Raw genomic sequence first — 26,268 nt, forward strand, 5'->3', positions numbered from 1 at the left:
TTCCAGCTTCCAGCTTCCAGCTTCCAGCTTCCAGCTTCCAGCTTCCAGCTTCCAGCTTCCAGCTTCCAGCTTCCAGCCTATGCTCATCGACGCCCATTGCCATCTGGATTTCCCCGATTTCGACGCCGATCGCGAGGCGGTGCTGTCGCGTGCGCGGACGTCGGGCGTCGGGCATGTCGTGGTGCCGGGCACCCAGCGTCGATACTGGGGTAGGGTGCTGGCGCTGAGCGAGCGAGGCGACCTCAGTGTCTGCCTGGGGCTGCATCCCTACTTCATGGACGATCACCAGGAAAGCGACGTCGAGGCTTTGGCGGCGGCGCTGGATCGACATTCCGGGGTGGTGGCGCTGGGCGAGTGCGGCATTGATGCGCGCTTCGCCGATACCCTCGAGGCGCAATGGCGGCTGTTCGATGCCCAGGTACGCCTGGCTCGACAGCGGCACCTGCCTCTGGTCATTCACTGCGTCCGTGCCAATGACCAGGTGGCCAAGCGTCTACGCCAGCTGGCGCCGCCGACCGGCGGGCTGATCCATGCCTTCGCCGGTTCTCCCGAGCAGGCCTCGGCCTTTCGCCGGTTGGGATTCGTGGTAGGCCTGGGCGGCGCCGTGACGCATGAGCGCGCCGGGCGGCTGCGTCGTGCCGTGGCGGCGTTGCCCGATGATGGCTATGTGCTGGAGACCGACAGCCCCGACATGCCGCTTGCCGGCCATCGGGGCGAACGCAACGAGCCGGCGCGAGTGGCCGAGGTGTGCCGGGTCGTGGCCGAGCTTCGTGGCCAGCCCTTCGAGCGGGTGGCGGCGGACAGCTCGGCGACGGCGAACCGGCTATTCGGTCTGGACCGAGGGGGGCCGTTCAGTGCTTCTCCGCCAGTTGCTCCGGGTCGAGGCGCTCGAGGGGGTAGGGAAGCTTGAGCAGCTTGAGCTTCTGGCCGGCGACGCTCAAGGGTTCGTTGGGCTCCCGGGTGCTCATCACCGCCAGGATCTCGGCTTGGCCATAGGCATCCAGTTCGGCGCTGAGTACTTCACCGAGGCGCTTGTCGGCGGCGTCCATGATGGCGCTGCCCGGTTCGGGCAGGTGCTCCCCGTCGAGCTGGGCGCGCATCAGGCGCTTCTTGACCTGGCCGCGGAAGTGCGCCCGTGCGACGACTTCCTGGCCGGTGTAGCAGCCCTTCTTGAAGCTGATGCCGCCAAGGGCTTCCCAGTTGATCATCTGCGGCAGGTAGCTGTCGCGCTGGCTGGCATCCAGCCAGACCAGCCCGGCCTGAATGTCGTGCAGGCGCCAGGCGGCGCTGTCGACCGGCGTGACCTGGGCGGCCAGTCGCGACCAGGTCGCTTCGACGCCTGACGTCGGCAGGCAGATCAGCAGGCGAGGAACCGGACCGGGATGTCCCACTACCTGGTACTCATCCCGATCGGCCTGACGCCAGGCACCAGGCGGCGTCACATCCAGCAGGGCTTCGGCGACGGCGGGCGCTTCGTGACCGAACAGCCCGATCAGGGCGAGATCGTCGCGGGTCGTCAGCTCGACTTGATAGAAGGGCGCGAACTTGGCGAGATGCTCGGCGAGGGAAGCGACCAGTTCGTGGTGCGTCAACAGGCGATAGTGGCCCGGGGCCACGTGCCACAGTTGCACGTTGGCCAGGACTCGCCCCTTGGGCGTGCAGAAGCACCCCAGCGGCGCGAACTCGCCGTCGACCAGCGAGAGCTGGGCGCTGGTCTGGCCCTGCAGGAAACGTTCGGCGCCGTCGCCCACGACATCGAGGATGCCGAGATGGATGAGGGGTGTCATTACCGGGCCATCCAGTGCCCGGCGAGCCGGCTTGGGGGTGTCGAAGACGACGCGCGCGCCGTCTTCGAGGCGACCGCCGGTTCGAGCGATCCAGTCGTTCATGTCGGGATCCTTGTCATCAGCCATGCGCGGGATTCGAGATAGAGATGCGGGCGAGACGGCGGGAATGCAAGTGTCGCGGGCCAGTCGAACGGGCGTCATGCTAGACTCGAAGGCCAATGTTCGAAGGTCAATGGAGCCGGATACATGGCGCAGCTGTCCCTGGGGTTCAAGGGCGTCGAGAACGCCGATCAGGTCAATCGCATCACCACCGCCCTGATGATGCTGGATGGGGTCGAGAGTGTCGAGGTGGGGCGCCATGGTGCCGACGTGGATGGCAATGTGCGTCGCCAGGCACTGATCGAGGCGATCCAGGCGCTCGGTCTGGGCATCGAGGTATCCTGAATGAGCATACGACTACGCAGCGAGCGAGACGGCCAATTGCGCGAGCGGGCCACCATCGACGGCTTCGAGGACCTGCTCGTCGATGTGCCCGAGGCATATGGCGGCGATGGCCTGGCGCCGGATCCCCATGACTATTTCGATCTCTCCCTGGGGGCCTGCAAGGCGATCACTGCCCGAATGTATGCACGACGCAAGGGCTGGCCCCTGGAGAGCGTCGAGGTGACGGTCAGCCGCGATGAACGTGACGAGGCCAGGGGGGTCTATCGCCTCGAGGTCATCATGAGCTTTCATGGTGACCTGGACGAGACGCAGCGAGAGCGGCTCGAGGAAATCAGCGACAAATGCCCGATCCATCGTCTGATGACGACGTCCGAGGTCGAGATCACGACGCGTCGCTCGTCATGACGGGATTCCTCGATCGTCATGGGGCCCGGTCATCATGGGGCGAAACGCCCGCCTGACCCGGGGTATTCGACATAGCAGGGAGAACCGATGAGCAAGCCGTTTCGTCTGGAATCGAAGTTCAAGCCCGCCGGGGACCAACCCGCGGCCATCGACGGCCTGGTCAATGGTCTCGAGGCCGGCCTGGCCCACCAGACGCTGCTGGGCGTGACCGGGTCGGGGAAGACCTTCACCATGGCCAACGTCGTCGAGCGCCTGCAGCGACCGACCATCGTCATGGCGCCGAACAAGACGCTGGCCGCCCAGCTCTACGGCGAGTTCAAATCGTTCTTTCCCGAAAACGCCGTCGAATACTTCGTTTCCTACTACGACTATTATCAGCCCGAGGCCTATGTGCCTTCCTCGGACACCTTCATCGAGAAGGATGCCTCGATCAACGACCATATCGAGCAGATGCGGCTGTCCGCCACCAAGGCGCTGCTCGAGCGTCGTGATGCGCTGATCGTGGTCTCGGTGTCGGCGATCTATGGCCTCGGTGATCCGGACCTCTATCTGAAGATGCGCCTGCACTTCAATCGTGGCGAACTGATCGACCAGCGTGCCTTCCTGCGGCGCCTGGCCGAACTCCAGTACACCCGCAACGATATGGACTTCAAGCGAGGGACCTATCGGGTACGCGGTGATGTCATCGATATCTTCCCGGCGGATGCCGAAGACGAGGCGGTGCGGGTCGAGCTGTTCGACGACGAGATCGACCAGATCAGCCTGTTCGATCCGTTGACCGGCGAAGTGCGGGGCAAGGTGCCGCGCATGACCATCTATCCCAAGACGCACTACGTGACCCCGCGGGAAACCATCATGGGGGCCATCGATTCGATCAAGGAGGAACTGGCCGAGCGCCTGGCCTGGATGCGGCAGCACGACAAGCTGGTCGAGGCTCAGCGACTCGAGCAGCGCTCGCTCTACGACATCGAGATGATGCTGGAGCTCGGTTACTGCAATGGCATCGAGAACTACTCCCGCTATCTGTCGGGGCGGGCGCCCGGCGAGCCGCCGCCCACTTTCTTCGATTACCTGCCGGCGGATGCCCTGCTGTTCATCGACGAGTCCCACGTCAGCGTCCCCCAGGTCGGGGGCATGTACAAAGGCGACCGCTCGCGCAAGGAAACGCTGGTGGAATATGGTTTCCGGCTGCCCTCGGCGCTGGACAACCGGCCCATGACCTTCCAGGAATGGGAGCGCATCTGTCCTCAGGCGGTCTTCGTCTCGGCCACGCCCGGCCCCTACGAGGCTGAACATGCCGGGCAGGTGGTGGAACAGGTGGTGCGTCCCACCGGGCTGCTCGATCCCGAGATCGAGGTGCGTCCGGCCTCGACCCAGGTCGACGACCTGCTGTCGGAGGTGCGAGCGCGCAGTGCGGTGGAAGAGCGCGTCCTGGTCACCACCCTGACCAAGCGCATGGCCGAGGACCTCACCGAATACCTGGATGAGCACGATGTCAGGGTGCGATACCTGCACTCGGACATCGATACCGTGGAGCGCGTGGAGATCATCCGCGACCTCAGGCTCGGCAAGTTCGATGTCCTGGTGGGGATCAACCTGTTGCGCGAGGGCCTGGACATTCCCGAGGTGTCGCTGGTGGCGATACTCGATGCCGACAAGGAAGGGTTCCTGCGCAACGAGCGTTCGCTGATTCAGACCATCGGCCGGGCAGCGCGCAATGCCCATGGCAAGGCAGTGCTCTACGGCGACCGGGTCACCGATTCCATGCGTCGTGCCATCGACGAGACCGAGCGTCGACGTACCAAGCAGCTTGCCCACAACGAGGAACATGGCATCACGCCCGAGACGGTGTCCCGTTCGGTGGCGGATATCCTCGAGTCGGCCGAGGCCCCGGGACGCAAGGGCAAGGGCCGCAAGAGCGAGCGCAAGGTGGCTGAGGGCTCGGCGATCTACGATCCCGATTCACTGTCGCCGGCGGAGATGCAGAAGGAACTGACACGCCTGGAAGACGCCATGGTCGAGGCGGCGCAGAACCTCGAGTTCGAGCAGGCGGCGCGGTTGCGGGATCGCCTGCATGAGCTCAAGGAACGCCAACTGGCAGTGGGTTGAGTCCGAGGCTGACGCGTTCTCTATGTTTTATACCGTTATCTTCGAGGCTCCAACCTGGGACGGCTGAGCCTCGAGAACACATTCAGCACCATGCCTCGGGCGCGAGCGGGGCGGAGCGTCCGGCCTCCCGGCTGGAGCCGATGATTCCGCCGGTGTCAAGCTGCCGGAAAGAAAGCGGTTGCGGTATGATGGGCGTTCCTTGAAGCCCGCCGCCGGCGTTTCGGGTCGGTAAAGAAGCGGGCGCGTCGACCCACAAAGGAGCGACTTGCTCATGACCGTGATTCGCCAGGACGACCTCATTCAGAGTGTCGCCGACGCCCTGCAGTATATCTCCTACTACCATCCCAAGGATTTCATCGACGCCATGGCGGAGGCCTACGAGCGGGAAGAGAATCCCGCAGCCCGGGATGCCATCGCCCAGATCCTGATCAATTCCCGGATGTGCGCCACCGGGCATCGCCCGATCTGTCAGGACACCGGCATCGTCACCGTCTTCGTCCATGTCGGCATGAACGTGCGCTTCGAGACGGACATGAGCCTCGACGACATGATCAACGAGGGCGTGCGCCGGGCCTACCTGCTGCCGGATAACATTCTGCGCGCCTCGGTGCTGGCCGATCCCGACGGCAAGCGTCAGAACACCCGTGACAACACCCCGGCTGTGATCCATCACAAGCTGGTGCCCGGCGACACTGTGGAAGTGCATGTGGCGGCCAAGGGCGGCGGGAGCGAGGCCAAGTCCAAGTTCGCCATGCTCAACCCCTCCGACAACGTGGTCGACTGGGTGCTCGAGCAGTTGCCGAAGATGGGCGCCGGCTGGTGCCCGCCGGGGATGCTGGGCATCGGCATCGGCGGAACCGCCGAGAAGGCCATGGAGCTGGCCAAGGAGTCGTTGCTGGATCCCATCGATATCCAGGATCTTCAGGCGCGCGGGGCATCGAACCGCGCCGAGGAGTTGCGTCTCGAGCTCTACGACAAGGTCAACCGGTCCGGTATCGGCGCCCAGGGACTGGGTGGCTTGACCACGGTGCTGGACATCAAGGTCAAGGACTATCCGACCCACGCCGCCAACAAGCCGGTGGCGATCATTCCCAACTGTGCGGCGACGCGTCACGCCCACTTCACCCTGGATGGCTCCGGTGCGGCGGCGCTGCCGGCGCCCAGGCTGGAAGATTGGCCGGAGATCGCCCGCGAGGCCGGCGACAACGTCAAGCGCGTTGACCTCGACGCGATTACCGCCGAAGAGATCCGCTCCTGGCAGCCCGGGGATACTCTGCTGCTCAACGGCAAGCTGCTGACCGGTCGCGATGCCGCGCACAAGCGCATGGTCGACATGATCGCCAAGGGCGAATCGCTGCCCGTGGACCTGAAGGGGCGCTTCATCTACTACGTGGGACCGGTGGATCCGATCGGCGATGAGGTCGTCGGCCCGGCGGGACCGACCACCGCGACCCGGATGGACAAGTTCACGCGGACCATGCTGGAGCAGACCGGCCTGCTGGGCATGGTCGGCAAGGCCGAGCGCGGCGAGGCGGCCATCGAGGCGATTCGCGATAACCAGGCCGTCTATCTGATGGCGGTCGGAGGGTCTGCCTACCTGGTGGCCCAGGCGATCAAGCAGGCACGTATCGTCGGCTTCGAGGACCTCGGCATGGAAGCGATCTATGAATTCGAGGTCGAGGACATGCCGGTCACCGTGGCAGTGGACAGTGCGGGGACGTCGGTACACCAGACCGGGCCGGCGAAGTGGAAGGAAATCATCGCCGAGCGTGCTTGATGCCATGGCCTGTGGTGACCATCGCCCCTGGTGATGGTCCAGGGCTATCTCCGTCAAGCGTTGTCGCTCGGGCTGATCCGTCGACCGGCCTGCGAGGGGGCGCTGTGCCCCCTTCCAGAGCGCTGCCGATGCCATGAATGGCATCGGACCCTCTCTTCGGCCTGTCCACGGCGCCCCTCGCCAGATCCAACTGCGGTAGCCTTGGGTGACGGCCCCGCCTGCTGGCGGGGTCGGCGTCGTGACGCGTATGCTATGGCCCGTCGATCTTCGACGACGCGCGTCTTATCCCACCGAGAAGGCAGTGATCCTATGGCCTCCTGGCTGTTCGGCATGTTGATTCTGGCGACCCATGTGCTCGGTATCCTCTCGGCGGTGCAGGCCTTGATGTCCAGTCGCACTTCACAGGGGGCCATCGCCTGGATCATTTCGCTGGTCACTGTGCCCTATCTGGCGGTGCCGGCCTACTGGGTATTCGGCAGGCCGAGGTTCTATGGTTATGTATCGGCGCGTGGGGAGCGGGATTCCGTATTGCGTCGGGTGCTGGCGCGTTATCGCGATCTGATGGAGCCCTACCTGGCCGGGGCCAAGGAAGCCGACGTGCTGGCCGTGGAAAAGCTGGCGATGATGCCGCTGACCAGCGGCAATCGCACCGAGCTGCTGGTGGATGGCGAGGCGACCTTCGAGAGCCTGTTTGCGGGAATCGACAGGGCCGAGTGCTATATCCTCGTGCAGTTCTTCATCGTGCGCGACGATGCCCTGGGGCTCAAGTTCAAGCATCGCCTGCAAGAGGCTGCCGAAAGGGATGTGCGCGTCTATTTTCTCTATGACGAGATCGGGTGCCACAAGCTGCCGGAGCGCTATCTGCGCGATCTGCACGAAGCCGGGGTGGCGGTCAGTGCCTTCCACTCGTCCCGGGGACTGCGCCATCGTTTTCAACTGAACTTCCGCAATCACCGCAAGATCCTGGTGGTCGACGGTCGCGAAGGTTGGGTCGGGGGATTCAACGTCGGTGTCGAGTACCTGGGTCAGCATCCGCGGCACGGCCATTGGCGCGATACCCATCTGCGCCTGGTGGGGCCCAGTGTGCTGGGGCTTCAGGAAGCCTTCTGGGAGGACTGGCACTGGGCGACGGGGGAAGTGATCGGCCTGGCCTGGACGCCGCAGGTCACCTGCGAGGAGAGTCAGAACGTGGTGATCGTGCCCTCGGGGCCGGCGGATCCGCAGGAAACCGCCAGCCTGCTGGTGCAGCATGCCATCCACAGCGCCCATGAGCGGCTCTGGGTGACGAGCCCCTATTTCGTGCCGGACCACAGCGTCCAGGATGCCCTGCGACTGGCCGCCATGCGCGGGGTGGATGTGCGTATCATGATACCGGAACGACCGGATCATCTACTGGTCTTCCTCTCGGCGTTCTCCTTCCTGCCGGACATGCTGCGTGCCGGGGTCAAGGTGTATCGCTACCAGCCGGGTTTCCTGCACCAGAAGGTCATCCTGATCGACGATGTCGCGGCCAGCGTCGGTACCGTGAATCTCGACAATCGCTCCTTCCGGCTCAATTTCGAGATCACCGCGGTGGTGCCGGATCGGCAATTCGCTGCCGAGGTGCACGACATGCTGGTACGCGACTTCGCTGTCTGTCGAGACGTCACGCTCGAGGAGATCGAGTCCCGGGCATTGTGGCGCAAGTTGCTGTCTCGGGCCGCTTATCTTCTCGCTCCCGTGCAGTGATTCGCTTGGGATGAGCGGGTAGCTGCGGTAAATTACGCTCACGCCGAACGTATCGATCGACTCCGGGAGTGAGTCGTCCATGCATCAATGACCAGGAGTCGTGGTGAACCTCGAGACCAAGTGGCTGGAAGACTTCGTTGCCCTGGCCAACACGCGAAGCTTTTCCGCCTCGGCGCGACAGCGTCATGTCACTCAGCCGGCCTTCAGTCGGCGCATTCGTTCCCTGGAACAGGCGGTGGGCGTCACCCTGGTCGATCGGTCCACCACGCCGGTGGATCTCACGCCGGAAGGACAGCTGTTCCTGGTCACGGCACGCAACATGGTCGAGCAGCTCAGCGAGAGTCTCGGGCATCTGCGGGGGCTTTCCATCGCCAACGAGGCATTGGATATCGTGGCCGCGCACTCCCTGGCGCTGAGCTTCTATCCGCAGTGGATCTCCCGGCTGCAGAAGGGCGTCGGCGAATTGCCGACCCGGCTGGTGGCCATGAACGTGGGCGATGCCATTCATGTGCTGCGCGAAGGCAACTGCGACCTGATGCTGGCGTATTATGACCCCTACGCCAGCATGCAACTCGATGCCGAGGTCTTTCCCTCCTTTTCCATCGGTCAGGTCAAGATGCTGCCGGTCTGTCTGCCGGACACCCGGGGACGTCCTCGCTTCTCGCTGGACAGCGGCGAGGCAATTCCCTACCTCTCCTATACCCAGGGCGCCTTTCTGGGGCGCAGCGTGCGCATGCTGTTGAAGAACGACCCCTTGCGCATGCGTCTGCGGACTGTCTACGAGACCGCCATGGCCGAAGGGCTCAAGGGGATGGTCATGCAGGGGGTCGGCATGGCCTGGATCCCGGACTTCTGTATTCGCCAGGAACTCAATGACGGGCGGCTGGTGCGGGCAGGCGACGAGAAGAACGACGTGCCCCTGGAAATCCGCCTGTATCGCTGCTCGCTGGTGCACAAGCCGGGGGTGGAGAAGCTCTGGCGGCAGATGATGAAGTTGCCGAGGGACTTCCTCCAGGCCTGAAAAAGGTGTGATTTCCTGCTGCACTCGATAGCCAGGCTACACGCCTGTAACCGCGCTGCGGCGGTGACCGGACTCGGCATCCCCGCCTAGTCTTCGCTCGCTACGGAAATCCCGACCTTTTCGGGAGATCAAGCATTGCTCCTGGCGTCCTGGGCTCGACGGTTCCGGTCAGGGATGGCTGAAGTCGGCGGGCAGGCCGAGGAAGTTCTGGATGATGAAGAAATGGTCCTCGAACAGGCCGTCCGGCTCGAGATCGGCGAGCGGGACCCAGCGGGCATGGTCGCCGCCCTTGACCGGCTTCAGGCGGGGCAATTGCTGGTCGGGACGCAGGGCGAAGTAGAAGGCTTCGGCCAGGGTGCGACCACGCCAGCTGCGGTGAGGCTCGTCGAACAGTCGCTGGCCGCGTAGCGAACCCTTGAGCACGGGTTCCGGTACCTTGAGTCGCACCCGCTCGCGGAGTTCGCGCAGACAGGCATCCAGCAGGCGTTCCTGGGGATTGATGAAACCGCCGGGCAGGGCATGGAGCCCTTTGCCGGGCGCCGCAGTGCGCTTGACCAGCAGGATGTGGCCGGATTGCACGACCACCGCGCTGACGGTGACGAAGATCGGCGGGTAGGGCGCCTGTGCCCAGGCTCGTCGATATTGATCCAGCAGACCCTGCTCTTCGACCAGTTGCTCATAGGCCTCGGTCTCGAGGAAACGCTTGATACCGTCGATTACCCCGGGCGGTAGATCATGGGATGCCCCGGCGCTGGTGTAGTCGGCGGCGGCGATGGGCGAGCGGAACAGCCGCTCGCGGATCTGGCTGGCCGAAATTCCCTCGACCATCGGCACGCTGACCGATTCCCATTGGGGAAAGAGGGACAGGTAGTAGCTCGATTGACCGCGACTGGCGCCGATCAGGCCGATGCGCGGTAGTCGGGCATGGTTGGGCGACGCGATGTCGCGTACCTTGCGCTGGACGTCGCGTACCCAGACATCGTTGTTGTAGAGGGCATCGAGCAGCGGCACGATCTCGAGGCGCTCGTTGTCCTCGTCGTCGAAGGCGCTGCGCAGCATGCGACGACGCTCGTCGAAGCGCCAGGGGTTGCGCAACGAGCGGGCCTGCCAGGCGGAGCCGATCAAGACGATGACCTGGCGGGCGCGCTTGAGGGCCTGGTGGATGACCGCCAGATGGCCGAGATGGGTGGGTTGAAAGCGGCCGATGAAGACCAGACAGTCGAAATCGCGATCGGGGTGTTCGGCGTCTGGCAGCGCGGTCATGGCATCGCTCCGGGCGGGGAAAACCCCATTATGGTGACCCGTCTCCGGGCACGCAATTATTCGCCCCGCCAGTGTCTCGCCCCTGCACCTCGTTGGCAGGCTTCGGTATGCTGTCACATCAGCAAGGGAATGTGAGGAACTGCCGTGATCAAGCAAAGCGTGATGGCCGTCTGGACGCCGATTTGTGATGTCGTTCGATTCTGGTGGACCGTGGTGCGTAACGCGGTGAAGCTCTGGCTGGAGCGCAATGCCTTCAGCTATGCCGGTTCGCTGGCGTTCTATACGCTGTTCTCGCTGGCGCCGACGGTCATCATCGCGGTCACCGTGATCGGCCTGGTGCTGGGGGAAGAGGCGGCCCAGGGACAGATCGTCGCCCAGCTCGAGGGCACCATGGGGGCGAGCGCCGCCGAACTCGTGCAGAATGCCGTCTCCCAGTCGCGTATCCAGGAGTCCGGCATCCTGCCGACCCTGCTCGGCGTCGGCGCCCTGGTGGTCGGGGCGACCACAGTATTCGGTCAGATGCAGTTCTCGCTGAACACGCTGTGGGGTGTCGCCGCGCGCCCCAGCACCAACAGCCTGTGGATCTTCATCAAGAATCGGATGCTGTCGCTGACCGTGGTGTTGTCGATCGGCTTCATCCTGCTGGTATCGCTGGCCCTTGGCGTGCTGGTCAAGGCGATGCTGAAGGCAGCCGATGGATTGCTGCCCTTCGTCGGTTTTCTGACCAACGGTGCGGAATTCCTGGTGTCGCTGGCCCTGGTATCGGCGCTGTTCGCGACCATCTTCAAGGTACTGCCCGATGTGGTGCTGCGCTGGCGCGACGTCCTCGTGGGCGCGGTCGTCACCGCCGTGTTGTTCGCGGTCGGGCGCACGGCCATCGCCGTCTATCTGGCCTACACGGCCACGGCGTCCGCCTACGGCGCGGCAGGCTCGGTGGTGGTGGTGTTGCTGTGGGTCTACTACTCCTCGTTGATTCTGCTGTTCGGTGCGGCCTTTACCAAATGCCATCTGGTGGCCAAGGGGCAAGCGGTGGTGCCGCGCAACAGTGCCGTTCTGGTCAAGCATGAATTGCTCGACGAGGCGCGTGAGCGGCCAGGCAAGCGCCTGAAGATGCCTGCCTGGCCGCTAGCCCGCAACAAGCGGGCGAAGAATTCTGACGCCGCTGACGACGGCAATGCTCCCGAGGGCGACACTTCGCCCGGGTCGACGACCGGAGAATCCCGCTGACGCCCGTTAATCAGGCGAGCTTTCGACCGGGCTGGCGCACCAGCGCCGCGCACATTCGCCAGGAGCGAACTTGAACCGTCTTCAGACGGGCCCGCAGGGTAGCCGCCAGGGATGGCGGCTATAGCACAGCGATTTGCACGCGCAGGCATTGAAACAGTATTGGCTTCAGTAGCGGAAGCGTTCCCGGGCCAGAGCGTCCGCCACGCTGGTGGGATCTGCCTGTTCCCGGTGGGCACGGTCGAATATTTCATCCAGGGTGGTTTCGATACCGGCGATGTGCGACATGACGTCGTCACGCCGGTAATCGTGGCGTCGCTGCCAGGCGATCTCGATGACGCCACCGGCATTGGCGACATAATCCGGGGTATAGAGGATGCCGCGCGCCTTCAGCAGGCCGGCGACCTCCGGGCTGGCCAGCTGGTTGTTGGCCGCGCCGCATACCACTCGGGCCTTGAGCCGCTCGACCACCGGTCCCGACAGGGCAGCCCCCATGGCGCAGGGTGCGAAGACGTCGACATCGGCATCGACGATGTCGTCGGGCGTGGTGACTTCCGCATCCAGAGACTCGGCGATTCGTCCCAGGGCATCACGGTCGACATCGGTCATGACGAGTCGGGCCCCGGCCTCATGAAGTTGTCGCGCCAGATGGGCGCCGACATGGCCGACCCCCTGGATGGCTACGCGCAGGCCATCGACATCATCCCGTCCCAGACCGTGACGCACGGCGCTGCGCATGGCGCAGAAGACGCCCCTGGCAGTGAAGGGCGAGGGATCGCCGGAGACGCCGTCCTGACCGAGGCCTCCGACGTGTTCGGTGGTTTCCGCAATGACCCGCATGTCGGCTTCGCTCGACCCTGAATCCTCGGCGGTGATGTAGTCGCCGTTCAACGAATCCACCAGGCGCCCCATGGCGCGCAGCAACGCCGGTGTCTTGTCGCGGCGGGGATCGGCGATGATCACCGCCTTGCCGCCGCCCAGTGGCAGATCGGCCAGCGCCGACTTGTAGGTCATGCCACGCGATAGGCGCAATACATCGGTCAGTGCCTCATCGTCACTGGTGTAGGGGAAGATGCGCAGGCCACCCAGGGCGGGACCGCGCCGGGTATCGTGAATGGCGATGATGGCTCTCAGGCCGCTCTCGGCATCGCTGCCGAAAACGATACGCTGGTGATGGTCGAACTCGGGGTGAGAGAAGACCGACATGATGCAGACTCCCTTTTGAGGATGGTTGTTGTGCTGGCGTCGTCCGGGTAGGAACGAGCCTGGCGTCGCGATGGCTTTTGGCCGGGCGATCACCTTGTGTCATCTTAAAGGGTAGTCTTTCGAAGCAGAAGCGGTTCATCGCCATGGGCGACGATGACGATGCGTGAGGAGGCCGACATGGAGAGACGCTGCGTGCGAGCCCTGGTGACCGGCAAGGTGCAGGGTGTGTGGTATCGACGGGCGACCCAGGAAAAGGCGATGCAGGCCGGAGTGACCGGCCATGCGCGCAACCTGCCCGATGGACGTGTCGAGGTGTTGATGTGCGGTCGTGCCGAGGCGGTGCGGGAACTCGGCGAGTGGCTCTGGTCGGGGCCACCCGATGCCCGGGTGACCCATGTCGAACTGGAAGGTGTGGCGGCGCATGAGCCGGATTCCTTCACGACCGGCTGAATGGTCTCAGGCGAGCGTCTCGGTGATCCACTCCACGACGGCGTCGCCGTCGACGCCAAGACAGACATCGGCCAACGGGGACCGCGACCAGCGCGGTTCGATGAAGGCACGGTTTTCCGGCGCGAAGATCGTCTGACCCTCGGCATCGCCCTCGGTGGCCACGTTGAGATGGCCGCGCTGGCTGGTGAAAAGCTCAGGCCGTACCAGCCAGGCCAGGGCACAGCTGTCATGGGGGCAGCAGCCGTCGATGCCGAGCATCTCCTGATAGAAGTCGCGATAGAACGCATAGCTGCCGGCCAGCACGTCGCCCAGCTTGCCCTGTCCGGCTTCGATGCGCGCCATGTGGGACGGCGAGAGAACGCAACGGTGGGTCACGTCGAGGCCCACCATGACCAGTGGCCAGCCGGCGGTCAGTACCCGGGCGGCGGCGTGGGGATCGTTGAAGATATTGGCCTCGGCCACGGGCGTGACATTGCCGCCTTCCTTGATTGAACCGCCCATCACCACCACCTGCTTGACCTTGTCGATCAAGGCGGGATCGAGTTGCAGGGCAGCCGCCAGGTTGCCGAGCGGGCCGACGGCGATCAGCGAGACTTCGCCGGGGCGTGCGTTGACGGTGTCGACGATGAACTGGGCGGCGCTGCGCGGTTCGGCTTGTCCTCGTACGCCCGGCAGGTCGATGTCTCCCAGGCCATTGGCACCATGGATGTGGGCCGGAGCCGGGTGACGGGGCTTGACCATCGGGGCGGCGGCTCCCTGGGCCACAGGGATCGCCTGGTCGGCCAGTTCGGCCAGCAGCAGGGCATTGTGGGTCGCGGTGGTGACATCCACATTGCCGTAGGTCGTGGTCATGCCCAGCAGCTCGATGTCCGGGTGCGCCAGGGCGATGGCGATCGCCTGGGCATCGTCCACGCCCGGATCGGTATCGAAGATGATTGGGTGAGCCATGAAATCTCCTTGTCTAGGGTTAGGTGTCCTGGCCAAGCCTGGCTTCCACCTCGTCGAGCTCGGGGATGCTCTCGGTGGCGCCGAGACGCTGGACGCCGATGGCGGCGGCGGTGGCGGCGCGTTCGAGACAGGTTGCGGCCGGCATCCCGTCCTGTCGGGCGGCGAGATAGTAGCCGATGAAGGTGTCGCCGGCGGCCGTGGTGTCACGTGGGGTAACCGGCAGGGGCGGCTGGAATAGCCGAGTCTCGCCATGTTGATACCAGGCGCCGTCGCCCCCCAGGGTCAACACCGTTTCCGTGGCGGGCAGTCGGGCGGAAAGGGCCTCTAGCAGCTCGTCTGCCGTGGCGCCTTCGGCGAGCCCTGTCAGCGCCTCGGCTTCGCCACGGTTGACGAACAGCAGTTGACAGAGCTCCAGGGGCAGGGCCGCCACGTCCTCGGTCATCGGTGCCGGGTTGAAGGCGATATGCAGGCCTCTGGCATGTGCTCGCTCCAGCACCGTCGCCAGGGCGTTGCATTCGTTCTGGGCGAGTAGCCAGTCGTCTGGATCGGCGGCCTCGATCAGTTCGTCGAGCGTCGCTTCGTCGAAACCATGGTTGGCACCGGGAAAGAGGAGGATGGCGTTCTCGCCCTGGTCGTCGACCTGGATGATGGCATGGCCGCCGGGTTCATCGACCAGCGCGATGGTGCCGGTGTCCACGCCCGCTTGTTCCAGCAGCTCCTTGGCCCAGGCGTCATGCCGGCCGAGGCGCCCCCAGTGCCGGACGCGACCGCCGGCGCGGGCCATGGCCAGCGACTGATTGGCTCCCTTGCCACCGAGTCCGACGCGATAGTCATGCCCGGCAAGGGTCTCGCCGGGGCGAACCAGATGGGGAACGCGATAGAAGTGGTCGAGGTTGATCGAACCGAAATTATGCAGCATGCCGACGTCCGAATTTGGTATCAGGAATTGAGTAGGGCATTCATGGGACATGAGTATCCAAGCCCGAAAGAAGGTGCGCAAGTTGTACACGATGATCGTATCGATTTTATACCGTTATCTTTTTTCGTCAGGATTCAATCGAGCTCCGATATAAGCTGACAGTCAGACAGAAGCAAGGCGGGGGCGGGCTTTCTGCCTCATGAACCCCCGGAGACCCTGGGGTTCAACGTACAAGGTTTTCCGCCGTGAGTTCGACGATGCGTTGGCGGGCCTCGGGAGTGATCCAGGCATTATGCGGCGTCACGATCAGGTTCAGCGATTCCGCGAGGGCATCCAGCAGGGGATGGCCGTCCCTCGGTGGTTCCTCGGGCAATACATCGACGCCCAGGCCGCCCAGGCGATCCTCGCGCAATGCGGCCAGTGCAGTGGTTTCATCGATGATGCCGCCCCGGGCGCAGTTGATCAGTAGTGCTTCAGGCTTGAAGCGAGCGAGCATCGCGGCGTCGATCAGGTGATGGGTGGCCGCGGTAAGCGGGCAGTGGAGGCTGACGACATCGGCCGTCGGGACCAGCTCGGCGAGGGAGGAACGATGATCGTCACCTTCCCGGGCACCTGGTCGAGCGGCGAAGCTCACTCTCATGCCGATGGCCTCGGCCAGTTTCCCCACTCGGGTGCCGAGTTCTCCCTGGCCGACGACCACCAGATGCTTGCCTTCAAGCTGGAGTGTCCGATGCTCCAGCAGGCAGAAGAAGGGACTCGCGTGCCAGCGGCCCTGGGCAACATCGTTCTGATAGCGTGGCAATCGAGCGGCGAGGGCCAGCATCATCATCAGACTGTGCTGGGCCACGCTGGCAGTGCCGTAGGCGGTCACGTTGCGCACGGGAATGCCCAGTCGCTCGGCGGCCGCCATGTCGATATTGTTGGTGCCGGTGGCCAATACGCAGATCAGGCGTAGTCGGGGCAGGGCTGCCAGAGTCTCGGCGCCCAGCTTCACCTTGTTGACGATGGCGACATCGGCCTCGGCCAGTCGGTCGACGGCCTCGTCGGCGGTCGTGAAGTCGTACCGCGTGAGTCGCGTGACCCGATGCTCGATCGGCGCGAGGTCGACATCCGGGCCGAGACTGGCGGCATCGAGAATGACGGCATGCATGGCAAGATCCTTGTGTCGACGGTGATCCCCGGGGCTGGGCCTCGAGGTGTCCAACGGGCTATAATGTCCGGCCTTTGCGTCAGGCTTGGATTATCCGCAGGCCGACCCTATATCGCATGACGATCATCGCGACCGTGCCGCGTTGCACCGTCGCGTCGCCAGTGGGACATCGTTACCGGGAGAATCATGACCATGCCCATCTACGAATATGAGTGCAAGGCCTGCGGCCATCGCCTGGAAAAGTTGCAGAAGCTCAGTGCCGCCCCGCTGACCGACTGCCCGGCCTGCGAGCGTGCCGAGCTTGGACGCCTGGTGTCCGCCGCGGGTTTCCGTCTGGCCGGCGGAGGCTGGTACGAGACCGATTTCAAGACCGGCAGCAAGAAGAATCTGGCCGGTGGCAACGAGAGCGGCAAGACCGCCGAGACATCGAGCAAGGACGGCACGGCGGCCTGAGCCGTACCGTCCTTGCCGTTTCACATTTTCACGGAACACGAAAAACGGGATACGACATGCGCAGCCATTATTGCGGCCAGTTGAACGAGACCATGGTGGACCAGACGGTCACCCTGTGCGGTTGGGTGCATCGCCGCCGTGACCACGGTGGGGTAATCTTCCTCGACATGCGCGATCGCGACGGTATCGCTCAGGTCGTGGTCGATCCCGATACCGCCGAGGCCTTTGCCAACGCCGACCGTGCTCGCAACGAGTATGTGCTGCGCATCGTCGGCCGTATCCGCCTGCGTCCGGAAGGCACCCAGAATCCCAACATGCCGACGGGCATGATCGAAGTGCTGGCCAAGGACGTCGAGGTGCTCAATACCGCGGCGACGCCCCCCTTCCAGCTCGATGAGCACGGCAAGGTCGGCGAGGAAGTCCGCCTCAAGCATCGCTACATCGATCTGCGTCGTCCGGAAATGATCGACAAGCTGCGTCTGCGCTCACGGATCTCGCACACCGTGCGGGCCTATCTCGAGAACCAGGGCTTCCTGGATATCGAGACGCCGATCCTGACGCGAGCGACGCCGGAAGGGGCGCGGGATTACCTGGTGCCGAGCCGTACCCATGCGGGCAGCTTCTTCGCGTTGCCGCAATCACCGCAGTTGTTCAAGCAGTTGCTGATGGTGTCCGGCTTCGATCGCTACTACCAGATCGCCAAGTGTTTCCGGGACGAGGACCTGCGCGCCGATCGTCAGCCGGAATTCACCCAGATCGATATCGAGGCCTCCTTCGTCGAGGAAGACGACATCATGGCCATCACCGAGGGGATGATTCGCCAGCTGTTCCAGGAGGTGCTGGATGTCGAGTTGCCCGAGTTCCCGCGCATGCCCTATGCCGAGGCCATGCAGCGTTTCGGTTCCGACAAGCCGGACCTGCGCATTCCGCTGGAGCTCGTCGATGTCGATGACCTGATGAAGGATGTCGACTTCAAGGTCTTCTCCGGGCCGGCCAATGCCGATGACGGTCGTGTCGCGGCGCTCAAGGTCAAGGGCGGTGCCTCGCTGTCGCGCAAGGAAATCGACGAGTACACCAACTTCGTCGGCATCTATGGCGCCCGTGGCCTGGCCTGGATCAAGGTCAACGACCGGGCCAGCGGCATCGAGGGGCTGCAGTCGCCCATCGTCAAGTTCATGGATGGCGTGGTCGAACCGCTGCTGGACCGTGTCGGTGCTGAAGACGGCGATATCATCTTCTTCGGTGCCGACAAGGCGCGCATCGTCAACGAGGCGCTGGGGGCACTGCGCGTCCGCCTGGGCGAGGATCTGGATCTCTATACCGTCGAATGGTCACCGCTCTGGGTGGTCGACTTCCCGATGTTCGAAGAAGACGACAACGGTCGCCTCCAGGCGCTGCACCATCCGTTCACCGCACCGTCCTGCGATGTCGAGGCTCTCAAGCAGCAGCCCGCCGAGGCGCTGTCCCGCGCCTACGACATGGTGCTCAATGGCACCGAGCTCGGCGGTGGTTCCATCCGTATCCACGATCAGGCAATGCAGCAGACCGTGCTCGAGGCGCTGGGCATCGGCGAGGAAGAGGCCCGAGAGAAGTTCGGCTTCCTGCTTGATGCCTTGCAGTACGGCGCGCCGCCGCATGGCGGCCTGGCCTTCGGTCTCGATCGGCTGGTCATGCTGATGGGCGGGGCACGCACGATCCGTGAAGTGATCGCCTTCCCGAAGACCCAGAGTGCGGCCTGCCTGATGACCGATGCGCCGGGCGAGGTCAGCGGCCAGCAGCTCAAGGAGCTGAACATCCGCCTGCGGCAGAAGGCCAAGGCGGAGAACGCCGGCGACTGAGGCGCCGCGACGTTCACCGTCACCATGCGAACCGGCGCCCCAGAGGCGCCGGTGTCGTATGCAAGCGGCATGAATCCACCATCTCGAATGAGGGAGTTCCATGGCAGGTCATAGCAAGTGGGCCAATATCAAGCACCGCAAGGCCGCTCAGGATGCCAAGCGGGGCAAGATCTTCACCAAGCTGATTCGTGAGCTGACCGTGGCGGCGCGTCACGGCGGCGGTGAGCCGGCCGACAACCCCCGACTGCGTGCCGCCATCGACAAGGCCCTGGCCAACAACATGACCAAGGACACCATTCAACGCGCGGTGGATCGGGGTGCCGGCAATACCGATGGCGACGACATGGAAGAGGTCGTCTACGAAGGCTATGGTCCCGAAGGCGTCGCGATGATGGTCGAGGCGATGACCGATAACCGTAATCGGACCGTCTCCGAGGTGCGACATGCCTTCAGCAAGCAGGGCGGCAATCTCGGTACCTCCGGTTCCGTGGCCTTCATGTTCCATCGGCAGGGCCGTTTGACACTGCCGGAAGGTGCCACCGAAGAAGCCGCCATGGAGGCGACGCTGGAGGCCGAGCCCGAGGAAATCGAGACCCTCGAGGACGGTCGCCTGGAAGTGGTGACCACCCCGGACAGCTTCGGCGCGGTCAAGGATGCCCTGGTCGAGGCGGGTCTCGAACCGACGACCAGCGATGTCGGCCTGTATCCGGATAACGTCGCCAGGATCGAGGATGTCGAGCTGGGGCGTCGCATCATCAAGCTGGTGGATCGACTCGAGGACCTGGATGATGTGCAGAATGTTTTCACCAATGCGGATTTTGCCGATGAGATCATGGAGTCGTTGCACGACGATGCCTGACACCGAGGGAAGGGCGAGATGCTGATCCTGGGAATCGATCCGGGATCGCGGATCACCGGTTACGGCGTGCTGGATGTCACCACCTCCACGCCGCATTACGTGGCCAGCGGTTGCATCCGCACTCGGGGCGATGACCTGGCCCAGCGTCTGGCACAGGTCTACGCCGGGATCAGCGAGTTGATCGGTGTGCATGGACCCGGTGAATTCGCCATCGAGCAGGTGTTCATGGCCAAGAATGCCGATTCCGCTCTCAAGCTCGGCCAGGCCCGGGGGACTGCCATCGTCTGCGCCGCCAACCACGGCCTGCCGGTCAGTGAATACGGACCGCGCCAGATCAAGCAGGCGGTAACCGGCAGCGGCGGGGCGGACAAGCACCAGGTGCAGCATATGGTGACGGCCGTCCTGGGATTGGACGGTTCACCCCAGGCCGATGCCGCGGATGCGCTGGCCATCGCCTTGACCCATGCTCATGCACGATCAGGGTTGATCAATAAAGGGGGGTATGGAGGCCGCCGTCAACGTGGAAAGGGGACATCCTGGCGGGATTTTCGCCCCTCCTGATGTCGCTTTGCAGCGACGCCTGGAGGGGTTGTCGAACGCCGTTCAGGCGGGCTGGCAAGCCGGCGGGGGGACCAGTATAGTGGTCGCGGCGCGCATCGCCGCGACGGATTCATGACCAAGGATTGTGACACGCCATGATCGGACGCCTGCGAGGCACTCTACTGGAAAAACAGCCGCCCTGGTTGGTGGTGGACGTGGCGGGGATAGGCTATGAACTCGAAGCCTCGATGACGACTCTGCTGGCACTGCCCGGCTGCGGGGAAGAGGTGTCGCTGTACACCCATCTCAGCGTTCGTGACGACGCCCACCTGTTGTACGGCTTCGCCCGGGAGCAGGAACGTTCGCTGTTCCGCGCCCTGATCAAGGTCAATGGCATCGGCCCCAAACTGGCCCTGGCGATACTGTCCGGCATGGATGAGGATGCCTTCATTCGCTGTGTGATGGATGACGACATCAAGGCCCTGACGCGATTGCCCGGCGTCGGCAAGAAGACCGCCGAACGTCTGGTCATCGAAATGCGGGATCGCTTTCCGCATTGGCAGGGCGGCGCCGACGTCTCCGCCGACGACGCCGGGCTGGGAGCTTCGGCACCAGCTCCCAAGGATCCGCTGGCCGATGCCGAGGCCGCGTTGGTCAGCCTGGGCTACAAGCCTTCGGAGGCCACACGCATGCTGTCCGGCCTCGAGAAGGAGGGCAGCACGGAAGCCATGATCAAGGCGGCGCTCGTGCGTCGCATGGCAGGCTGACCCATGGTCTGCTCCATTCGCCAGGACCATGACGCCAAGGAAGCACTGCATCAATCGCCGAGTTGCGCGCACCGCCACCATGGCGGCGCGGCGGCATTCAGGCCGTGCTCTCCCAAGGGAGGATTCGCATGCTGGAAACCGATCGACTGATCGGCGCCGAGACCCGTGAGGGGGAAGGGCGGCTCGATCACGCCATCCGTCCTCGGCATCTGAGCGACTATATCGGCCAGACACGGGTGCGCGAGCAGCTCGATATCTTTATCAGCGCCGCCCGAGGGCGAGGCGAGAGCCTGGATCACACCCTGGTGTTCGGGCCTCCCGGCCTCGGCAAGACGACGCTTGCCAACATCATTGCCACCGAGATGGACGTGGGGCTCAAGGCGACGTCCGGGCCGGTCCTGGAGAAGGCCGGTGATCTGGCGGCGATGCTGACCAACCTCCAGCCTGGCGATGTACTCTTCATCGACGAGATTCATCGGCTTTCCGCGGTGGTGGAAGAGGTCCTGTATCCGGCCATGGAAGATTTCCAGCTGGACATCGTCATCGGTGAAGGACCGGCGGCCCGGTCGATCAAGCTCGATCTCCCGCCCTTCACCCTGGTCGGGGCCACCACCCGGGCGGGGCTTCTGACCTCACCGCTGCGTGATCGCTTCGGGATCGTCCAGCGCCTGGAGTTCTATTCCGTCGAGGAACTCACCGAGATCGTCACCCGTTCGGCGGGCCTGCTGGGCGTGCACACCGATGCCGACGGCGCCACGGAAGTGGCGCGACGCGCACGCGGCACGCCGCGAATCGCCAACCGCTTGCTGCGACGGGTGCGAGATTTTGCCGAGGTACGCGGTGGCGGCCATATCGATGCCGAGATCGCCGATCAGGCATTGAACATGCTGCATGTGGACCATCATGGCCTTGACCACATGGACCGTCGCCTGCTGCTGGCGATGATCGAGAAGTTCGATGGCGGGCCGGTGGGCGTCGACTCGCTGGCCGCGGCCATCGGTGAGGAACGCGACACCATCGAAGATGTCATTGAACCTTACCTGATCCAACAGGGACTGATGATGCGTACCGCGCGTGGACGTGTGGTGACCCGACAGGCCTGGCAGCACTTCGGCCTGGCTCCGGATGACCAGGCACCACGCCACGACTGATCAGCCAAGACCGACGAGGATTCCCGTGAACGACGCCATGTCCATTCCCCACCTGATCATGAACGCCAGCGGCGTGGTCCAGGCCGTGATGCTGTTACTGCTGATCGGCTCGCTGCTGTCCTGGGTGGTGATCTTCCAGCGTAGCTTCGTGATGCGCCGTGCGCGCAAGGCCCATCGTGAATTCGAGGACCGTTTCTGGTCCGGAGTCGACCTCAACGAGCTGTATCGGGAGACGCCGGCGGAGCAGGACACCCTGGGCACCGAGCATATCTTCCGGGCCGGTTTTCGCGAGTTCAACCGCTTGTTGCCCAAGACCCGGAGCCCCCAGGCCATTCTCGATGGCGTCCAGCGCAGCATGCGCGTTGCCTGGTCGCGGGAGGAAGACCGCCTCAATCTGCACCTGGTGTTTCTGGCCACCGTGGCGTCCTCAAGCCCCTATATCGGCCTGTTCGGTACCGTCTGGGGCATCATGGGCTCCTTCCAGTCGCTCTCCATGGCTCAGCAGGCCACGCTGGCCACGGTCGCGCCCTGGATCGCCGAGGCACTGATCGCCACGGCGATGGGGCTGTTCGCGGCCATCCCGGCGGTGATCTTCTACAATCGCCTGTCCGCCGAATCGTCTCGCCTGCTGGGCAAGTACGAGGATTTCGCCGAGGAGTTCCATTCCATCCTGCACCGCAACCTGCAGGGTCGCGGCGAAACCACCGAAGGCTGAGGGAGAGGCGTCATGCACGGACCCTTCAATCGCATGGGTCGGCGCAAGCCGATGAACGAGATCAATGTGGTGCCGTTCATCGACGTCATGCTGGTGTTGCTGGTGATCTTCATGATCACCGCACCGATGCTGACCCAGGGCGTCGAGGTAGAGCTCCCACAGACCGCTTCGGAACCGATCGAGGACACGGAGGATCGTGATCCGATCATCGTCTCGGTAGACCGCCAGGGACAGTATTTCGTCAGTCTCGGAGGAGACGAAACCCAGGTGAGCCTCGACGAGCTCAGCGAGCGAGTGGTCATTCTGCTGGAGCGCAACCCGGGGACTCAGGTGCTGGTCCGTGGTGATCGCAATGTATCCTACGGGCAGGTGGTGACGTTGATGAGCACCCTGCAGACCTCGGGTGTGGCCGATGTCGGATTGATTTCCGAGCCACCACCCGGGGAGTCCTGAGGAACGATCATGGCCAGACAGCATCGACGCGTGGGCTACGGCCTGCCGACCCTGCTCGCCATCGCCCTGCACCTGGGTATCCTGGTGGTCAGCGTGATTCGCTTCCCGTCATCCGACACCGAGCCGCCGAGCCAGTCCGTCGTGCAGGCTACCCTGGTCAGTGCCGAGACGGCCACCGATCAGGCCCAGCGTGCCGATGAACCACCGGCATCGGCGAAGGAGGACGAGTCGTCGGAAGACGAAGCGACGCGCCGGGCCGAGGAAGAGGAGGCGCGTCGCCAGCAAGAAGCCGAGGAGCAACGTCAACGCGAAGCGGAAGCCGAGCGTCAACGTCAAGCCGAACAGGAACGCGCCGAGGCGCTGGAAGCGGCCCGGGCTGCCGCCGAGGAAGCCGAGCGCCGGGCGGAGGAAGCCAGGGCTCAGGCCGAGCGGCGCGAACAGCAGGAAGCCGAACGCGAGCGTCAGGCCGAGGAAGAGGCCCGTCGCCAGCGCGAAGCCGAGGAGCAGCGCCAACGCGAGGCAGAAGCCGAACGTCAGCGTCAGGCCGAGGAGGAGGCGCGTCGTCAGCGCGAGGCCGAGGAACAGCGTCAACGCGAAGCGGAAGCCGAACGCCAGCGTCAGGCGGAAGAAGAGGCACGCCGCCAGCAAGAGGCCGAGGAACAGCGTCAACGCGAAGCGGAAGCCGAACGTCAGCGTCAGGCCGAGGAGGAGGCGCGTCGTCAGCGCGAGGCCGAGGAACAGCGTCAACGCGAACAAGCAGCGCAGCGCGCGGCAGAGGCCGCCCAGAACAGCCTCGATCGCGCCATTGCCGGCGAGGCCGAAGCGGCGGCCAACGCCGAACAGGCCCAGGAAGCGGCCAATGGCTTCATCAACCTCGTCCGACAGGCCGTGGAACAAGCCTGGGTAATACCGCCCAACGTGGGTGACAATGCCAATGCGCTGGTCGCGATTCGTCTGGGGCCTTCCGGTGAAGTCTTTTCGGCCAGCATCGCGCGCAGCAGCGGCAACAGTGCCTTCGATCGCGCGGCGATCCAGGCGGTGGAGTCGGCCGCACCATTTTCCGAATTGCGCGAATTGCCCGCATCGGTACAGCGGGACTATCGTGAGTTCAACCTCAACTTCCGTCCGGGGGACATTCGCTGATGAGAGCCTTGATGACCACCTGGCTGGCGGCGCTGCTGCTGTTCTGCACGCCGCTCGCCCAGGCCGAACTGACCATCGATATCACCCGAGGTAACGAGCAGGCCACGCCCATTGCCGTGGTCCCCTTTGCCAGCGACGATGCCAGCTTGCCGGTGGACCTGGCCCAGGTCGTTGCCGACGATCTGAAACGCAGCGGCTATTTCGAACCTCTCGAGCGCGAGGCCATGTTCGAACAACCCGCCAGCAGCGACGAGGTTCGCTTCGGCGACTGGCAGGCCCTGGATACACGCTACATGGTGGTCGGCCGTGTTTCCCGCGAGGGAGAAAACGTGCGCGTGCGTTACGAGTTGATGGATGTCAGCGGCGAATCGCGCATGCTGGGCGAGACCGTGACGGCCAGTCCCGACCAGCTTCGAGCCGCCGCACATCGCATCAGCGACCAGGTCTTCGAGGCGATCACCGATATTCGCGGCGCCTTTTCCACGCGTATCGCCTATGTCACGTCCGAAGGTGTCGGCGACGACATGTCGTTCAAGCTGTTTGTCGCCGATGCCGATGGCCACAACAGCCAGCAGGCACTGACCTCGGACGAGCCGATCATGTCACCGGCCTGGTCGCCGGATGGCCGCAAGCTGGCCTATGTCTCGTTCGAGGGTGAACGGCCGGCGATCTACGTGCAGGAAGTCAGCAGCGGTCGTCGCGTCAAGCTGACGTCCTTCGAGGGCCTGAACAGTGCGCCGAGCTGGTCGCCGGATGGCCGCAAGCTGGCCATGGCACTGTCCCGAGATGGACAGCCGGAAATCTATACCATCGATATCGGCTCGCGCGATCTGCAGCGGATCACCCATAGTCCTAGCATCGAGACCGAGCCTTCCTGGTCGCCGGATGGCCGCAGCCTGATCTATACCTCGGATCGCAGCGGTGGACCGCAGATCTATCGCAAAGCGCTCGGCGGCGGTGAGCCTGAGCGATTGACCTATACCGGCAGCTACAATGCCCGGGCGCGCTTCGCGCCGGACGGCGAGGCGATCTTCCTGATCCACAAGGGCAGCAATGGCTATCAGGTGGCCCGTCAGGACCTGGATAACGGGCGACTGGTCGAAATCAGCGATGCCCGGCAAGCCGAGTCGCCCAGTGTCGCGCCGAATGGCACCATGGTAATCTTCGCCACCCAGCAGGGAAGTCGCGGTGTGCTGGGGGCTGTATCCGCGGACGGGCGGGCGTCCTTCCGTCTTCCCGCAGCCCAAGGTGATGTACGCGAACCGGCGTGGTCACCGTTTCTGAACTGATTGATCCAGTAGCGCAAGGAGTCCTACGATGCAACTCAAGCCCTATGCCCGGTCCCTGGCCGTCGCGTTTTCCCTGGCTTTCGTGGCCGGTTGCTCCAGCACCGGTGGCACCCAGGACGGTTCCATGTCCGGAAGTGGCAGCGGCAGTGGCGCGGGAGCCGGTACCAGCGGCACCGGTACCGGCCAGGTCAGCGGCAGTGGCCTGGGGGATGGTTCCGGCCAGATGGCCGATTCCCGCATTCCCGAGGTGCGCACCATCTATTTCGCCTTCGACAGCGATGCCATCCGCTCCGAGTTCCAGTCGGTACTGAATGCGCATGCCAGCTTCCTGCGCAACAACCCCGACGCCAACGTGGTCCTGCAGGGGCATACCGACGAGCGCGGAACCCGCGAGTACAACCTCGCCCTCGGCGAGCGTCGTGCCGGTGCCGTTGAAGAGTTCCTCAGCGTGCAGGGCGTGTCGCCGTCACAGGTGGAAGTCGTGAGCTACGGCGAAGAACGCCCTGCCGCGCGCGGCAGCAACGAGGAAGCCTACGCACAGAACCGTCGGGTCGTCTTCGCCTACTGAGCCGACACCGAGGAGACGCGGAGTGAAGCGCGCAAGCGCTTCCCCGCGCGGGCGCCGATTA

Annotated in this window: 26 protein-coding genes; 20 read left to right on the forward strand and 6 right to left on the reverse strand. The window is 64.3% G+C overall.

Going from position 1 to position 26,268, the window contains the following annotated elements; translation table 11 throughout:
• Positions 1-79: 79 nt before the first annotated feature.
• Complete coding sequence (locus LU493_RS09720; RefSeq protein WP_275287723.1) at positions 80-910, forward strand: TatD family hydrolase; 831 nt, start codon at positions 80-82, stop codon at positions 908-910.
• Here the strand turns inward: LU493_RS09720 and LU493_RS09725 are convergent.
• A complete protein-coding gene (locus tag LU493_RS09725) occupies positions 852-1,913 on the reverse strand; it encodes a YgfZ/GcvT domain-containing protein (RefSeq protein WP_275287600.1) in 1,062 nt (353 codons plus the stop codon). The genes LU493_RS09720 and LU493_RS09725 overlap by 59 nt on opposite strands.
• A gap of 120 nt (positions 1,914-2,033) precedes the next feature.
• Here LU493_RS09725 and LU493_RS09730 point away from each other — a divergent pair, with 120 nt between their 5' ends.
• From LU493_RS09730 to LU493_RS09755, 6 genes are all read left to right on the forward strand, one after another.
• Positions 2,034-2,231: a hypothetical protein gene (locus LU493_RS09730; protein ID WP_275287601.1), complete on the forward strand. Its 198-nt coding sequence runs from the start codon at positions 2,034-2,036 to the stop codon at positions 2,229-2,231.
• Complete coding sequence (locus LU493_RS09735; RefSeq protein ID WP_275287602.1) at positions 2,232-2,636, forward strand: OsmC family protein; 405 nt, start codon at positions 2,232-2,234, stop codon at positions 2,634-2,636.
• 87 nt (positions 2,637-2,723) lie between these two features.
• Positions 2,724-4,745 carry an excinuclease ABC subunit UvrB gene (gene uvrB, locus LU493_RS09740; RefSeq protein ID WP_275287603.1) on the forward strand — a complete coding sequence of 674 codons (2,022 nt, stop codon included), beginning with the start codon at positions 2,724-2,726 and terminating at the stop codon, positions 4,743-4,745.
• A gap of 271 nt (positions 4,746-5,016) precedes the next feature.
• Positions 5,017-6,522, forward strand: a complete 1,506-nt coding sequence (locus LU493_RS09745; protein ID WP_275287604.1) for a fumarate hydratase — start codon at positions 5,017-5,019, stop codon at positions 6,520-6,522.
• 309 nt (positions 6,523-6,831) lie between these two features.
• Positions 6,832-8,250: a cardiolipin synthase gene (gene cls, locus LU493_RS09750; RefSeq protein WP_275287605.1), complete on the forward strand. Its 1,419-nt coding sequence runs from the start codon at positions 6,832-6,834 to the stop codon at positions 8,248-8,250.
• A 103-nt stretch (positions 8,251-8,353) separates the two neighbouring features.
• Positions 8,354-9,271 (forward strand): LysR substrate-binding domain-containing protein, encoded by a 918-nt coding sequence (locus LU493_RS09755; protein ID WP_275287606.1) that lies wholly within the window; start codon positions 8,354-8,356, stop codon positions 9,269-9,271.
• 168 nt (positions 9,272-9,439) lie between these two features.
• Here the strand turns inward: LU493_RS09755 and LU493_RS09760 are convergent, their stop codons facing one another.
• A complete protein-coding gene (locus LU493_RS09760) occupies positions 9,440-10,534 on the reverse strand; it encodes a bifunctional nicotinamide-nucleotide adenylyltransferase/Nudix hydroxylase (RefSeq protein WP_275287607.1) in 1,095 nt (364 codons plus the stop codon).
• A 144-nt stretch (positions 10,535-10,678) separates the two neighbouring features.
• On the opposite strand from LU493_RS09760, the gene LU493_RS09765 reads away from it, so the two are divergent.
• The gene (locus tag LU493_RS09765; RefSeq protein ID WP_343076089.1) at positions 10,679-11,761 is read left to right on the forward strand and encodes a YihY/virulence factor BrkB family protein; all 1,083 of its coding nucleotides are present in this window, start codon (positions 10,679-10,681) and stop codon (positions 11,759-11,761) included.
• 165 nt (positions 11,762-11,926) lie between these two features.
• Here LU493_RS09765 and LU493_RS09770 read toward each other — a convergent pair whose 3' ends face one another.
• A complete protein-coding gene (locus tag LU493_RS09770; protein WP_275287608.1) occupies positions 11,927-12,964 on the reverse strand; it encodes a Glu/Leu/Phe/Val family dehydrogenase in 1,038 nt (345 codons plus the stop codon).
• A gap of 177 nt (positions 12,965-13,141) precedes the next feature.
• On the opposite strand from LU493_RS09770, the gene LU493_RS09775 reads away from it, so the two are divergent.
• A complete protein-coding gene (locus LU493_RS09775; RefSeq protein WP_275287609.1) occupies positions 13,142-13,414 on the forward strand; it encodes an acylphosphatase in 273 nt (90 codons plus the stop codon).
• A gap of 6 nt (positions 13,415-13,420) precedes the next feature.
• Here the strand turns inward: LU493_RS09775 and LU493_RS09780 are convergent, their stop codons facing one another.
• From LU493_RS09780 to LU493_RS09790, 3 genes are all read right to left on the reverse strand, one after another.
• The gene (locus LU493_RS09780; RefSeq protein WP_275287610.1) at positions 13,421-14,362 is read right to left on the reverse strand and encodes a nucleoside hydrolase; all 942 of its coding nucleotides are present in this window, start codon (positions 14,360-14,362) and stop codon (positions 13,421-13,423) included.
• Positions 14,363-14,381: 19 nt separating this feature from the next.
• On the reverse strand, positions 14,382-15,281 hold the full coding sequence (locus tag LU493_RS09785; protein ID WP_275287611.1) for a ribokinase: 900 nt from the start codon (positions 15,279-15,281) through the stop codon (positions 14,382-14,384).
• Positions 15,282-15,504: 223 nt separating this feature from the next.
• Positions 15,505-16,431: a D-2-hydroxyacid dehydrogenase gene (locus LU493_RS09790; RefSeq protein WP_275287612.1), complete on the reverse strand. Its 927-nt coding sequence runs from the start codon at positions 16,429-16,431 to the stop codon at positions 15,505-15,507.
• Positions 16,432-16,623: 192 nt separating this feature from the next.
• Between LU493_RS09790 and LU493_RS09795 the strand changes: the two genes are divergently transcribed.
• From LU493_RS09795 to pal, 11 genes are all read left to right on the forward strand, one after another.
• The gene (locus tag LU493_RS09795; RefSeq protein ID WP_041602489.1) at positions 16,624-16,884 is read left to right on the forward strand and encodes an FmdB family zinc ribbon protein; all 261 of its coding nucleotides are present in this window, start codon (positions 16,624-16,626) and stop codon (positions 16,882-16,884) included.
• A 56-nt stretch (positions 16,885-16,940) separates the two neighbouring features.
• Positions 16,941-18,722: an aspartate--tRNA ligase gene (gene aspS, locus LU493_RS09800; RefSeq protein WP_275287613.1), complete on the forward strand. Its 1,782-nt coding sequence runs from the start codon at positions 16,941-16,943 to the stop codon at positions 18,720-18,722.
• A gap of 100 nt (positions 18,723-18,822) precedes the next feature.
• Positions 18,823-19,581, forward strand: coding sequence for a YebC/PmpR family DNA-binding transcriptional regulator (locus tag LU493_RS09805; protein WP_275287614.1), 759 nt, complete (start codon positions 18,823-18,825; stop codon positions 19,579-19,581).
• Between the two features lie 18 nt (positions 19,582-19,599).
• Positions 19,600-20,142: a crossover junction endodeoxyribonuclease RuvC gene (gene ruvC, locus LU493_RS09810; protein WP_275287615.1), complete on the forward strand. Its 543-nt coding sequence runs from the start codon at positions 19,600-19,602 to the stop codon at positions 20,140-20,142.
• A 134-nt stretch (positions 20,143-20,276) separates the two neighbouring features.
• The gene (ruvA, locus tag LU493_RS09815; RefSeq protein ID WP_275287616.1) at positions 20,277-20,888 is read left to right on the forward strand and encodes a Holliday junction branch migration protein RuvA; all 612 of its coding nucleotides are present in this window, start codon (positions 20,277-20,279) and stop codon (positions 20,886-20,888) included.
• 128 nt (positions 20,889-21,016) lie between these two features.
• Positions 21,017-22,039, forward strand: a complete 1,023-nt coding sequence (ruvB, locus tag LU493_RS09820) for a Holliday junction branch migration DNA helicase RuvB (RefSeq protein ID WP_275287617.1) — start codon at positions 21,017-21,019, stop codon at positions 22,037-22,039.
• A gap of 25 nt (positions 22,040-22,064) precedes the next feature.
• Positions 22,065-22,754: a protein TolQ gene (gene tolQ / locus LU493_RS09825; RefSeq protein ID WP_275287618.1), complete on the forward strand. Its 690-nt coding sequence runs from the start codon at positions 22,065-22,067 to the stop codon at positions 22,752-22,754.
• A gap of 12 nt (positions 22,755-22,766) precedes the next feature.
• Complete coding sequence (tolR, locus tag LU493_RS09830) at positions 22,767-23,207, forward strand: protein TolR (RefSeq protein ID WP_275287619.1); 441 nt, start codon at positions 22,767-22,769, stop codon at positions 23,205-23,207.
• 9 nt (positions 23,208-23,216) lie between these two features.
• The gene (gene tolA, locus LU493_RS09835) at positions 23,217-24,350 is read left to right on the forward strand and encodes a cell envelope integrity protein TolA (RefSeq protein ID WP_275287620.1); all 1,134 of its coding nucleotides are present in this window, start codon (positions 23,217-23,219) and stop codon (positions 24,348-24,350) included.
• Positions 24,350-25,639 carry a Tol-Pal system beta propeller repeat protein TolB gene (gene tolB / locus LU493_RS09840; protein ID WP_275287621.1) on the forward strand — a complete coding sequence of 430 codons (1,290 nt, stop codon included), beginning with the start codon at positions 24,350-24,352 and terminating at the stop codon, positions 25,637-25,639. The genes tolA and tolB overlap by 1 nt, the downstream gene beginning before the upstream one ends.
• Positions 25,640-25,667: 28 nt before the next feature.
• Positions 25,668-26,207: a peptidoglycan-associated lipoprotein Pal gene (gene pal / locus LU493_RS09845; RefSeq protein ID WP_275287622.1), complete on the forward strand. Its 540-nt coding sequence runs from the start codon at positions 25,668-25,670 to the stop codon at positions 26,205-26,207.
• Positions 26,208-26,268 lie beyond the last annotated feature (61 nt).

Origin of the sequence: Halomonas elongata (genome assembly GCF_029081005.1) — a bacterium.
GTDB lineage: Bacteria > Pseudomonadota > Gammaproteobacteria > Pseudomonadales > Halomonadaceae > Halomonas > Halomonas elongata_B.